11 protein-coding genes are annotated in these 12,927 nt (G+C 65.0%); all 11 read left to right on the top strand.

Features of this window, described 5'->3' with window-relative positions; genetic code table 11:
* Positions 1-14: 14 nt before the first annotated feature.
* The 11 genes from guaA (at position 15) to VVD47_RS03840 (ending at position 12,927) form a co-directional block, all read left to right on the top strand.
* On the top strand, positions 15-1,619 hold the full coding sequence (gene guaA / locus VVD47_RS03890; protein WP_327602087.1) for a glutamine-hydrolyzing GMP synthase: 1,605 nt from the start codon (positions 15-17) through the stop codon (positions 1,617-1,619).
* A 12-nt stretch (positions 1,620-1,631) separates the two neighbouring features.
* Positions 1,632-1,862 carry a DUF6116 family protein gene (locus tag VVD47_RS03885; protein WP_327602086.1) on the top strand — a complete coding sequence of 77 codons (231 nt, stop codon included), beginning with the start codon at positions 1,632-1,634 and terminating at the stop codon, positions 1,860-1,862.
* Positions 1,859-2,329 carry a tRNA adenosine(34) deaminase TadA gene (tadA, locus tag VVD47_RS03880; protein WP_327602085.1) on the top strand — a complete coding sequence of 157 codons (471 nt, stop codon included), beginning with the start codon at positions 1,859-1,861 and terminating at the stop codon, positions 2,327-2,329. Before VVD47_RS03885 ends, tadA begins: the two co-directional genes overlap by 4 nt.
* Before the next feature lie 274 nt (positions 2,330-2,603).
* Positions 2,604-3,041 (top strand): pilin, encoded by a 438-nt coding sequence (locus tag VVD47_RS03875; protein ID WP_327602084.1) that lies wholly within the window; start codon positions 2,604-2,606, stop codon positions 3,039-3,041.
* A 114-nt stretch (positions 3,042-3,155) separates the two neighbouring features.
* A complete protein-coding gene (locus VVD47_RS03870) occupies positions 3,156-3,566 on the top strand; it encodes a pilin (RefSeq protein WP_327602083.1) in 411 nt (136 codons plus the stop codon).
* An 879-nt stretch (positions 3,567-4,445) separates the two neighbouring features.
* Positions 4,446-5,774, top strand: coding sequence for a PglL family O-oligosaccharyltransferase (locus VVD47_RS03865; protein ID WP_327602082.1), 1,329 nt, complete (start codon positions 4,446-4,448; stop codon positions 5,772-5,774).
* Between the two features lie 317 nt (positions 5,775-6,091).
* Positions 6,092-6,721 (top strand): methyltransferase domain-containing protein, encoded by a 630-nt coding sequence (locus VVD47_RS03860; protein ID WP_327602081.1) that lies wholly within the window; start codon positions 6,092-6,094, stop codon positions 6,719-6,721.
* Positions 6,722-6,917: 196 nt separating this feature from the next.
* A complete protein-coding gene (locus tag VVD47_RS03855; protein ID WP_327602080.1) occupies positions 6,918-8,363 on the top strand; it encodes a lipopolysaccharide biosynthesis protein in 1,446 nt (481 codons plus the stop codon).
* Positions 8,360-9,406 (top strand): glycosyltransferase family 4 protein, encoded by a 1,047-nt coding sequence (locus VVD47_RS03850; protein ID WP_327602079.1) that lies wholly within the window; start codon positions 8,360-8,362, stop codon positions 9,404-9,406. Before VVD47_RS03855 ends, VVD47_RS03850 begins: the two co-directional genes overlap by 4 nt.
* Before the next feature lie 73 nt (positions 9,407-9,479).
* A complete protein-coding gene (gene asnB, locus VVD47_RS03845; protein WP_327602078.1) occupies positions 9,480-11,474 on the top strand; it encodes an asparagine synthase (glutamine-hydrolyzing) in 1,995 nt (664 codons plus the stop codon).
* Positions 11,475-11,799: 325 nt separating this feature from the next.
* Positions 11,800-12,927 carry a glycosyltransferase family 4 protein gene (locus VVD47_RS03840; protein ID WP_327602077.1) on the top strand — a complete coding sequence of 376 codons (1,128 nt, stop codon included), beginning with the start codon at positions 11,800-11,802 and terminating at the stop codon, positions 12,925-12,927.

The following is a 12,927-nucleotide window of genomic DNA, read 5'->3' as shown; positions in this document are numbered from 1 at the left end:
GCACGACATACAGCATGCACGACAAGATCCTCATCCTCGATTTCGGCTCCCAGGTCACCCAGCTCATCGCGCGCCGGGTGCGCGAAGCGCATGTCTATTGCGAGATCCATCCCAACGACGTGTCGGATGATTTCATCCGTAGCTTCGCACCCAAGGGCATCATCCTGTCGGGCAGCCATGCATCGACCTACGAGGACCACGCGCTACGCGCGCCGCAAGCCGTTTGGGATCTCGGCGTACCAGTGCTGGGCATCTGCTACGGCATGCAGACCATGGCCGTGCAACTGGGCGGCGAGGTGAGCTGGAGCGACACGCGCGAATTCGGCTACGCTGAGGTGCGTGCGCATGGACATACCCGGCTCCTGCAGGGCGTCCAGGACTTCGCCACAACGGAAGGCCACGGCATGCTCAAGGTGTGGATGAGCCACGGCGACAAGGTCACCGCGCTGCCGCCGGGCTTCAAGCTGATGGCTTCCACGCCCAGTTGCCCGATCGCCGGCATGGCCAACGAAGAGAAGGGTTACTACGCCGTCCAGTTCCACCCCGAGGTGACGCACACCCTGCAGGGCGCTGCGATGCTCAATCGTTTCGTGCGCGAGATTGCCGGTTGCTCGGGCGACTGGATCATGGGCAACTACATCGAGGAGGCCGTCGCGAGAATCCGCGAGCAGGTCGGTGACGAAGAGGTCATCCTCGGCTTGTCCGGCGGCGTGGATTCCTCGGTGGCTGCCGCACTGATCCACCGTGCCATCGGCGAACAGCTCACCTGCGTCTTTGTGGACCACGGCCTTCTGCGGCTGAACGAAGGCGATCTGGTGATGGAGATGTTTGCCGGCAAGCTGCACGCCAAGGTCATCCGTGTTGATGCCGCCGATCTCTTCATGGGAGAGCTGGCCGGTGTCAGCGATCCTGAGCAGAAACGCAAGATCATCGGCCGCCTGTTCGTCGACGTCTTCAAGGCCGAGGCTGAAAAGCTCAAGCGGAGCGGATCAGGGCACAAGGGCGCCACGTTCCTCGCGCAAGGCACCATCTATCCTGACGTGGTGGAGAGTGGCGGCACCAAGACCAAGAAAGCCACGACCATCAAGAGCCACCACAACGTCGGTGGCCTGCCCGAGCAACTGGGCCTCAAGCTGCTGGAGCCGCTGCGTGAACTGTTCAAGGACGAAGTGCGCGAACTGGGTGTCGCCCTAGGCTTGCCTGCCGGCATGGTCTATCGCCATCCCTTCCCGGGTCCAGGCCTTGGCGTCCGCATTCTTGGTGAAGTGAAGAAGGACTTCGCCGACCTGCTGCGCCGTGCCGACGCCATCTTCATCGAAGAGCTGCGGAAGACAGTCGATGAAAATTCGGGCAAGACCTGGTACGACCTCACCAGCCAGGCCTTTGCTGTGTTCCTACCCGTGAAGAGCGTTGGCGTCATGGGCGACGGCCGCACCTATGAATACGTTGTGGCGTTGCGCGCCGTGCAGACGCAGGATTTCATGACCGCACACTGGGCGCATCTGCCGCACGACCTGCTCGGCCGCGTCAGCAACCGCATCATCAACGAGGTGCGTGGCATCAACCGCGTGGTCTACGACGTCTCCGGCAAGCCGCCCGCCACCATCGAGTGGGAATGAGGACCTAGCGCGATGGCAATCTCCCGATTGATCGCGCGTTTCCTGCCTGCCGCTCTATTGGGCTTCGCGCGGCGACTGCGCTTTCCGCAGTTGTTCCTGCTGATGCTGGCCCTGTTGGTCATCAACCTGATCGTGCCGGACTTCATTCCCCTGCTGGATGAACTGCTGCTGGCGCTGGCAACGCTGGCGCTCGCCGCGTGGAAGCGACGCGGTGGCGACGACGATCAAGGCAGTGCGTCATGAAGGAGCGCGACGAGTTCTTCATGCGCGAAGCGCTCTCGCTTGCGAGAGAGGCCGGTAGCTTCGACGAAGTGCCGGTCGGCGCGGTGGTCGTGCTGAACGACGAGATCATTGGCCGCGGCTGTAACCAGCCCATCTTCCGCAACGATCCGACTGCGCACGCCGAAGTCATGGCCCTGCGCGACGCGGGCCAGCGATTGGGCAACTACCGCATGCCAAGCGCCACGCTCTACGTCACGTTGGAGCCCTGCGTCATGTGCAGCGGGGCAATCTTCCATGGCCGGATCGCGCGTGTCGTCTATGGCGCACGGGATCCCAAGACCGGCGTGGCCGGTAGCGTCTTTGACCTCTATGCCGAGACCCGTCTGAATCACCATGCGCAGATAGAGGGCGGTGTGCTGGCCGAGGAATGCGGACAGCTGCTGTCCAGTTTCTTTGCAGCCAGGCGCCAGCGCACGCTGCTGGCTTAGGCACACGCTGGGGATTTCAAGGAAGATATTTCCCGCAGGACCTGTGGTTAACCCTCTGTGCTGACAGGCGTTGACGGTCAACTGCCGAAAAACGTCAGTGTTTGCTACGAAGGTCTTAAGCGACGAATGGATTCAAGTTTTGTAAGGTGTTGTTTTTGATGAACTAGATCGGACATCGACGAGCGGTGTCCGTCAATGGCATGTGTCTGGCTCATAGTCCGGCGTGCGGATCGGACTCGTATCCGCGACACCCTGAACATTGGAGATATACAAAATGACCATGCAGAAACGCGTTCAACAAGGCTTCACCCTGATCGAACTGATGATCGTGGTGGCCATCATCGGTATTCTGGCAGCTATTGCACTGCCGGCTTACTCCGAGTACCAAGCAAAGTCTAAGGTCGCTGCGGGTCTGGCCGAAATCTCTGCCGGCAAGACTGCTTTCGAAGATCGCTTCAATAACGGTCAGGACGTCGCCGCCCAGACTGACATTGGTCTGTCGGCCACCGCCACGGGCAACTGCAACATCACGGCCTCGGGGACTCAGTCTGCGGGTACCGGCACGATCACGTGCGATATTATTAATGCACCGCAGCAAGTTAACGGCTTCGATATCGTCTGGACCCGAGGCGCCAATGGTGTTTGGGCTTGTTCGACCACCCTTGCGGCGGCCGATAAGCTGAAGTTCGCGCCGCGGACTTGCCAAGGCTGATACGTCAGTCTCCTACAGGGGAGCGGGTTCTGTTCCGCATTCCCCTGATGCAAAGAAAACCGCTGTCGCTGTGTCAGCGGTTTTTTTTGGTCTGCTGATTGAGAAGGAGAAGTCATGACTTCCAGACACTCCGGATTTACCTTGATAGAGCTGATGATCGTGGTGGCCGTCATCGGCATTCTCGCGGCAATTGCGCTGCCGGCTTATCAGGGCTACGCGGCGAAATCGCAGGCAACCTCTGCTTTTGCTACGCTTTCGGCATTGAAAACAGTGACGGAAGATATCTATACGAGCGGAGGGGTTCCGGCAGATATTGGCCAGTTGGGCATTACGGCTAGTGCCAGCAATCTGGGTACGGTCGCCGGTACCTTTGGGGCGGATGGGCAGGCCAGCCTGACATTTACGTTCGATGGCGAAGCAGTTGCATTGCTCAGCGGCCGCATTCATACGTTGGCTAGGACTGACCAAGGACAATGGTCCTGTACATCGACCGTTGATGCCCAGTACAAACCACGAGCGTGTTAAGCATATCCGGGCTCGTCAGGCATTGAACCGAAGGTTTTAAGAGTTCCTAAGCGCTTAGGAATTTGCGAAGCAAGCGCAATAAGGCCCGTCAAAATACGCTGGACTCCGTCAGAGTATCTCAGCAAAACTGTTGTGACCGGCCCCTGTCCGTACGTACGCCTTAAAAACCTGATACTGATGCGTGTTGTTTCCTGTTTAAGCGCAGGGATGGATTTGCGCTGAACTTGGTGTCTCGGTTAATTTATCGGAAACGATCTGCCAAAAAGGCGGGGTTTATTTGGTACGCGTCAGCGGGTGTGTGTTTTTACATCGATCGTCGCGTCGCAGTACTTCTTCTATTGCGCTTGAGCCCGGAGGTTTCCAACTTCTAACCAGCTGGCTGCGAGGCTAGGCTTTGCATCGTGTGTTAGGCATTGGATTTCTCGGCACAATGCAGCCCCTTCTTTATTGCCGCCCAATCCCATGAAATCGTTGCTCAGCTTGTGCCTGATCGCTGCCTTGGCCTTGCCGACGCTTTTACCGTTTCATCGCCATCCCCAGACTGTGTTCTGGCAGGAGTGGTGTAATGCGGCAGCGATTTTGGTAGTGGCGGGGTTAGTGATGTTTGCAGGACGTTTGCGTGCAGGTGTCGTGGGCTTAGGCTGTGTGGTGATCGGGTTGGCTCTATTGGTGCTGGCGGGCCGCGCTGGTGGTTGGCCGGCGTATGCGGCGCTGGGGGCATTGGCGTGGGGGCTGGGTGGGGCTGCCTTCGCAAGCCATGGAGGTTTCCTACGAGGTTCTGGGATACTTTTTCTGAAGGGCTCCGGGGACGGGGTATTGCCAAGGCATGGGCTGCTCTCTTGGACGGGCGCGGGACATAGGCCCGTGGTTGTTTGCGCAATGACGCTGCTGGTTTGTGCTCTGCTGCAAGCGGTGTTGGGTTTTTGCCAGTTGCTGGGAGTTGGGGGGGGGGGATGGCTGATGCCGCGGCTGTATTCCGCCGTGTACGGAAACATTGCCCAGCCCAACCACTACGCCAATCTTCTGTGGCTGGGGTTGGCCTCGCTTCTGTATCTGTGGGCGCGCTCGCCCCGTCCGGTGAGCTGGCTCGTCTTGCCGGCGGCGATGCTGACGATGGCGGCGTCGCTATCGGCGTCGCGCTCGGTGTTCCTGTTCATGCTGGCTTTGCCGGTGCTTGCCTGGATCGTCGGGCGGGCCGGCGATGAGGTGGGCCGAAGATTACGTGCCGGGGCGCTGCTGGTGGCGGTGCTTTCGGTGTTGGCGCAGGGGCTGGTGTCGAGCGGGGTATTGAGCGGCAGCAAGGTGGTGTCGGCGGCTTCCCGCATCGATGAGGGCGGGTCGAATGGCCAGCGGCTGTTCGACTGGGAGGTGGCGCTGAAGACGGCGCTGGAGCACCCGTTTACCGGCTCGGGCATCGGCACGTTCGCATGGCAGACCGCCGAGCATGCAGCGAAGTTGCCGCCGACCACTTTCGTGCGCATCGGCGAGAACGCCCACAACACGCCCCTGCATCTGGCGGCGGAGCTGGGCTTGGTGCCGGCGCTGGTGATCGTTGGTTTGTTCGTGTGGTGGTTCATCAGGCAATTGCGACTGCCGCCGACGCCGGAGCGGTGGTGGTGCCTGGCGATTGTGTCGATCATCGGGCTGCACAGCCTGGTGGAGTATCCACTCTGGTACACCTATTTCATCATTCCGTTCTTTCTCGCGATCGGGCTGGCGGACGCGCAGGACGAGGGTTTGCGGACGGTCAGTTTCAGTTCCCGCTGGTTACTGCTGCCGGTGGCGGTTGGCGTGTTCATGCTGGGGTGGACCTTGCGTGACTACCGGGTGCTGGAGGAGGGCTATGCGGTGATTGATGACGCGCAGCGCGATGTGCGTCATGTGGAGTCGCTGGCCTTGCAGGTGGACCGACGTTCGATGTTTGCACCGCATGCCGGCATCCTGCGCATCCGCAACTGGGTGGAGACGGACCGCGCACAGGCCGCGACCGTGGCGGGGTTGTGCGATACGGCAGCGCGCGCGAAGCCTTCCCTGGAGGTGTTGGAGCGTTGCGTGACGGCATATGCCTGGAGCGGACGCGACGCGGATGCGCAGCACTACGTGGATGTGATCTGTGGCGCCTATCCGGTGATCTATCACGGAGATGTCAGGCGCCGGGTTGCCAGCCTGGCGGCCGAGGGGCACGCGCTGCTGACGTGCAGGTTGTAGGACGAACGCTGGCTTCTACTTTCGCCGGAGTGACCGAGCGATTTTGCGCAGGGCAGGGGCGAAACCACCATCAACCCCTCGTGTTCGCGGACGGTGCATGTGGTGTTGGCAGACACCAATCCAGATGAAGCGTTGATGCCGGAATGCATGCCAGCAGGGGTGACACGGCACGATGCTGGCTGGCCACTATCCGGCTCGGCGCGGGACGCTGTGCGCAATGCAGGCGACTCCCCCACTTCATAAGCGATCTGCTTTGCGGACAAGCGCACTGGCCCGCGCCGCTATACTCCGATGCTTTGCAGAACAGGGCGCGAGCGGTGACTGAGGCGACGGAGAACCGTGCGGGGTTTGCGGACAGATCGGGCGTGATGGCGCGGTTAGCGGCCGGGCAGCGGCTGGCGCTGGAACTCGGCTGTGGGTCGCGTAAACGCCATGCCGAGGCGATCGGTGTCGATGCGCTGGACTATCCCGGCGTGGATCTCGTCGGGGATGTCTTCAGCGTGCTGGCGGCCTTGCCCGCGGCAAGCGTGTCGGCGGTGCATGCCTACCACTTCTTCGAGCACGTCGCGGATCTTGATCGTCTGCTGGCCGAAGTGGCGCGGGTGATGACGCCGGGCGCGATGCTGGACGTCGAGGTGCCGCATTTCGCCAATCCCTATTTCTATTCCGACCCGACGCACAGCCGGTTCTTCGGTCTCTACACCTTTTCCTATCTGGCGAGGTCAAGCCTGTTTCGCCGGGGTGTCCCGCAGTACGGCCGCGAGCCGGCGTTCGAGCTGATGGACGTGCGGCTGGATTTCGATTCGCCGTTCCCGTTGCGCGGCCTTGTTCGCCGGGCCATGGGCAAGCTGTTCAACGCTTCGCGCTGGCTGCAGGAATTCCACGAGGAGAACCTCTGCTACCTGCTGCCGTGCTACCAGCTGCGCTACGTGTTGAGGCGTTTGTGAAGTCCTGGTCGTCCGCCGTGCAGCCGCATGATGCGCGTGCCCTTCGACAGGCCCAGGGCACGGTGCTGTCATCAATCGAGTGCACCGAAGGCAGGCGTTGGCGCAGTAATCAGCTCCTTTCGCACGCTGGTTGGTCGAGCTCTTCGTATCCGTTTGGCGGTGCCGCAACAGATGCCCCGCGGCAGGTTCGCACCGCATGAGCCTGCGGGCCAGCGCAATCTACATGGCGGCACGCGCCACGGCGGGGCTGGTCTCGCTGGTGGCGGTGGGGTTGTTCGCGCGCGGGCTGGGGCCGGCCGGTTATGGCTGGGTGGCGTTGGCGAGCAGCGTGGCGGCGGTGGCGGTGGCCGTGTTCCTGCAACCCTTGCAGCACGCCCTGAGCCGCTTCGTGGTGGCGGAGGCGGCAGCGCGTGTCGTGCTCGGCCGGCTGTTGGTCGGTGTGAGCCTTGCACTGGCACTGTGCGCCGCTATTGCGGAACTGGTCGCAGGCCTGTCGGGGGCCTGGCCGTTGGGGCTGGCCTCGGCCGCGTGGGTGCTGGGCGCCAGCCAGGGGCTGTTCGACTTCTCGGCACAGCATGCGACGGCGACGGGGCAGAGCCGGCGCTATGCCGGCATGTTCGTGTCGAAGGCCTTGCTGCTCGTGGCGATCGGTGCCGCCGCGCTCGCGGTAAGCGCGGGCGTGCCGGGGGTCGTCGCTGCCTATGGGCTGGCGGCCGTACTGGCCGTCGTCCTCGTTGCGCGCAGCGACTGGACCGGCTTGTTCGCCCAGCGGCCAGCGTGTGGGGCGGATGTGGACACCGCCCTCTGGCGCGGGCGGCTGCGCAGCTTCTGCCTGCCGCTCGGCGCCACGCTGCTGATGACGGCAGTGCTGCAGTGGGCTGACCGTTTCATGCTGGCGGCCGCGGTGCCGCCGGAGGTGCTGGGCGCCTACGCGGCGGTGGGCGACCTGACCCAGCAGAGCCTGGGCTTCCTGTTCGGGGCCTTGTACCTGGCCTGGTATCCGCGTCTGGTGCGTGCGCATGAAGCCGGTGATCTCGTCGAACGTCACCGCCTTGCCCGCCGTTACGCCTTGCTGGCGCTGGCCGTCCTGTTGCCCGCCGTGGCGGGCTTTGCGCTGGTGGCCCGCGCCTTGTCGTCGGTGTTCTTCGGCGCGGCCTACGAGTCCGTTGCGCTGGCGGTGTGGCCCTGGCTCACGCTGGCGATCGCGCTGGCCTGCACCCGCATGTTCTTCGCCGATATCGGCCTCTATCTTGCCGGCCGCATGGGCCTGCAGTTGCGCAACGTCGGGCTGTCGGCGGCGCTGGGCGTGACGCTCAACCTGTGGTGGGCACCTGTACATAGCGCACTGGGCTCGGCCTGGGCCGCCGTGGTGGCGCAGGCCTTCTGCCTGGCCTTGTCCATGTGGTCGGGGCGCAGGACTTTGGGCTGGGGTTGGCCGGACAAGACCTGGGCTGCGCCTGTCCTCAGCACCCTGGTGATGGCCGTGGTGGTTGCGCGGCTGGATGGGCACGGCGTCGCGGCACTCGCAATGCAGGGGCTGTGCGGCGTTGCCGTGTATGGCAGCTGCATGCTGGTGCTGGATGGCGCCGGTTGTCGGGGCTGGCTGGCGGATTGGTGGCGCGCGAGGAGCGGCATGACATGAACCTGCCAGCCACCGGCATCCGGCCCCTTCAGGTTGCAGCGTTTACGCAGGGCGACGACGTACCCTCCGCGCGTTTTCGCGTGCGGGCGCTGATTCCCTTGCTGGCGGAAGAGGGGATTGCCGTGCGCGAATGGCCTGCACGTCATGGCGCGTACCCGCCTCCGGGCCTGATCGCGCGCGTGAAATGGGCACCGCACGCCCTGGCGGAGCGCGCCGTGGCCTTGCGGGAGGCGGGGCGAAGCGATGTCGCCCTGTTCCAGCGTGAGTTGTTATCCACCCTGCACACCATCGAGGATCGCTGGCGGGGGCCCGCCGTGTTCGACGTGGACGATGCCATCTGGCTCAACCAGCGCTTTGGCGGCATCGACCGGATTGCGCAGCGCCTGGGCCGCGTCATCTGCGGCAACGCCTACATTGCCGAGCACTTTTCCCGTCACGCGAAAGTCTGGGTGCTGCCGACGGCGGTGGATACCGCGCACTACCGGCCCGCCGCTTCACTGGCCCGCGACGCCGGCGCAAGAGTGATGGTGTGGTCCGGCAGCGCCAGCGGCCTGCCCTACCTGCAGGACATCGTGCCCGCCCTGGCCCGCATCATGGCCAGCCTGCCGGACGTGCGCCTGCGCGTCGTGTGCAATCAGCCACCGCAGTTGCGTGGCCTGCCGCAGGAACGGGTCGACCACTGGCCCTGGGACCCGGCCACCGAGGTGACAGCCCTGCAGACTGCCCACCTGGGCCTCATGCCCATGCCCGACACGGCGTGGACGCGCGGCAAATGCAGCTTCAAGATGCTGACCTACATGGCCTGCGGTCTGCCGGTGCTGGTGTCGCCCTGGGGCATGAATGCCGAGGTGCTGGCACACGATGAAGTCGGGCAGGGCGCGCGCGATGCAGGCGAGTGGGTGGATGCGGCGATCGCGCTGTTGCGTGACGACATGCTGTCCCGCCGTCTCGGCGACAATGGCAGGCGGGTCGTGCAGCAGCATTACTCCGCTGAGGTCATCGTGCCCAGGCTCGCGGCGATCCTGCGCGAGGCCGCAGCCTGAACAGGTGGCGGCCTGAACGCGTGACGACTCCTCGGTCCATCTCCCCACAACACCCCATCAGAAGAACGAAATCATGTGCGGTATTGCCGGCTATCTGAACCCCCAACCCGGATGGGACGTTGCGCGCCTGACCGCCGTCGCACGCGCGATGGGCGATGCCATCCGGCATCGCGGCCCGGATGCGCATGGTGAATGGGCAGACCCTGGCGCGGGGCTGGCGTTGTCGCACCGCCGCCTGGCGATCCTCGACCTGACCGAGGCCGGCGCGCAACCGATGGCCTGCCGCTCAGGCCGCTGGATGCTGGTGTTCAACGGCGAGATCTACAACTTCCAGTCGCTGCGTCGCGAGGTGGAGGCCGCACACGGCGGCGGCTTCGCGTGGCGCGGCCATTCGGACTCCGAGGTGCTGGCGGAGGCCATCGACCTGTGGGGCGTGGATGCCGCCGTGCAACGCTGCAGCGGCATGTTCGCGCTGGCCGCCTGGCATGCTGGCGAGCGGCGCCTGCTGCTGGCGCGTGATCGCCTTGGCGAGAAGCCGCTGTACTGGGGGCGCATGCCGGACGGCGCACTGCTGTTCGGCTCCGAACTGCGCGCGCTGTATCCGCATCCGTCCTGGTACGGCGAACTGGATCGTGATGCCGTCGGGGCGCTGATGCACTACAACTGCATCCCCGCGCCACAGAGCGTGTTCCGTCACGTCCAGAAGCTGCTGCCGGGACATGTGCTGGAAATCCACGAAGGGCGCGTCGGTACGCCCCGGCCGTACTGGCGTCTGGAGGACGCCATGCGTGCCGGCGAGGCCACGCGCGCCGGCAGCGTCGCCGACGAGTCGCAGTGGGTCGACCGGCTGGATGCCGTGCTCGGCGAGGTGATCGGCGAGCAGATGATTTCCGACGTGCCGCTGGGGGCCTTCCTGTCCGGTGGTATCGACTCCTCGCTGGTCGTGGCGATGATGCAGAAGCGCGCGTCGCGGCCGGTGAAGACCTTCACCATCGGTTTCAAGGAAGACAGCTTCGACGAAGGTCGCTTCGCGCGCGAGGTGGCGGCGCACCTCGGCACCGAGCACCACGAGCTGTACCTCACCGGCCAGGACGCGCTGGACCTCGTGCCGCAGGTGGCGAGCCTGTACGACGAGCCTTTCTCCGACAGCTCGCAGTTGCCGACGAGCCTGGTGTCACGCTTCGCACGCCAGCACGTCACCGTGGCGCTGTCGGGCGACGGCGGTGACGAGATGTTCGCGGGTTACACGCGCTACATCGTCGGCGATGGTCTTTGGAAGCGCGTGCAGGGCATGCCGCTGGGCTTGCGTCGCGCGGCGGCGCTGGGGCTGGATGCGGTGCCGGCCAGGGCGTGGGACGCCGCCGGACGCGCGTTGGGCAATGCGGCACCGCGCCTGCTGCGCGCATCACCGGGCGAGAAGATCGGCCGCGTGGCGCGCATCCTGCGCGCGAAGTCGCCCGTCGGCTTCTACGACGAGCTCATCTCGCACTGGAAGGATCCGTCGGTGCTGGTGCCGGGCGCACGCCTGCACCCACTGGAGATGGCGCGCGCCGCGGCCGGCGTCGGCGCCAACGACATCGAGTACATGCAGGCGCACGACACCCTGGCCTACTTGCCGGACGACATCATGGTGAAGGTGGACCGCGCGGCGATGGCGGTCAGCCTGGAGACACGTACGCCCTTCCTCGACAGCCGCCTGGTGGAGTTCGCGTGGACGGTGCCGCTGTCGCTGAAGCTGCGCGGCGGCTCGGGGAAGACTGCGGGCAAGTACCTGATGCGCGAGCTGCTGGCCCGCCACGTGCCGCGCCCGTTGTTCGAACGCCCCAAGCAGGGTTTCGGCATCCCGCTGGGCCCCTGGCTGCGTGGCCCGCTGCGCGACTGGGCGGAGGCATTGCTGGCGCCGGACAGGCTGCTTGCCAGCGGCATGCTCGACCCGCAGCCGGTGCGCCGGAAGTGGGCCGAGCATCTGAGCGGCCGCAGCGACTGGCACTACCACCTGTGGGACGTGCTGATGTTCCAGCAGTGGTATGAGCAATACCGCGAACGTGTCGCCGGGGCGGCGCGGTGAGCGTCTGTCTGACGTCAGCCTGGTTCGTGCGTTGCTTGCCCTTCGACGGGCTCAGGGCACGGGCCTTCGCTTGGCTGCGGTCCCTGAGCTTGTCCACGGGGGCGAAGCCGGTTGGCCTTCGCCGTGTGTATTGCGCGTCCGGTTGCCCTCTGCGCTTCGAGCGCCGCCCTTCGACAAGCTCAGGGCGCGGCACAGCCCGTTGGCTGAGCCCGTCGAAGCCAACTCGCCGAAGCCGTAAACGTGACAGTTGGCGGTTGGTGGTAGGCCCTTCGACAGGCCCAAGGCACGAGAGCACAACAGGCTCGGGGCACCGAGCCCGGGGCGCATGATGCGCATCGTCCTGTTCGCCAATACCGACTGGTACCTCTACAACTTTCGCCTCGCGCTGGCCGATGCGTTGAAGGCGGCGGGGCACGAGGTGGTATTGCTGAGCCCGCAGGGCGAGTGGGGCGAGCGCTTGCGCGCGGCGGGCCATGACTGGCGGGTGTTTCCGTTCGCGCGTCACGGCCTGAATCCGCTCGCCGAACTGGCCGTGCTGTGGCGCCTGTGGCGGCTCTACCGCGCGTTGCAGCCGGACGTGGTGCATCACTTCACCATCAAGTGCGTGCTCTACGGCACCGTCGCCGCGCGGTGCGCCGGCGTGCGCAAGGTGGTGAATGCGATCACCGGGCTGGGCCATGTGATGATGTCTTCATCATGGAAGGCGCGGCTGCTGCGGCCGATCATTCTCACCGTGTACCGCGTGCTGTTCGCCGGCTGCGACATCGTGTTCCAGAACCGCGACAACCTGGCGCTGTTCCAGAAACTCGGCGTGCTGCGGCGCGCACGCGCGCACCTGGTGCCGGGGTCCGGCGTGAACCTCGCGCGTTTCGATATGGCGCCGCCTCCTGCGGACCAGCCGCCCGTCGTGCTGATGGTGGCGCGCCTGCTGTGGGCGAAGGGCATCGCCACCTTCGTGGAGGCGGCTGCAAGCGTGCGGCGGCAGCGCGCGGAAATCGAATTCTGGCTGGTGGGCGATCGCGACGACAGCAACCCGGACTGCATTCCGCAGGCACAGGTCGAGCGCTGGGCCAGCGAGGGAGCGGTGCGCTTCCTGGGTCATCGCGAGGACATCCCGCAACTGAACGCGCGCGCCAGCCTCGCCGCGCTGCCCAGTCATGGCGAAGGCCTGCCGCGCACCTTGATCGAAGCTGCTGCCAGCGCGCGGCCGCTGCTCGCCAGCGACGTGCCGGGCTGTCGCGACATCGTGCGGCATGGCGAGAACGGTCTGCTGTTTCCCCGTGGTGACGCGGCTGCGTTCGCCGCGTCCGTGCTGCGCCTGGTCGATGATCCGGTGACGGCGCGACGCATGGGGCTGGCGGCAAGGGCGGACGCCGAGCGCTACTATGACGATGCCCACAACATTGCCCAGACGCTGGCCGTGTACGCCGCGCCTGCCTCTGCTCCCGCCTGA

Source organism: Uliginosibacterium sp. H1, assembly GCF_036017065.1.
GTDB lineage: Bacteria > Pseudomonadota > Gammaproteobacteria > Burkholderiales > Rhodocyclaceae > Uliginosibacterium.
This window is presented reverse-complemented; position numbering and strand designations above follow the sequence as displayed.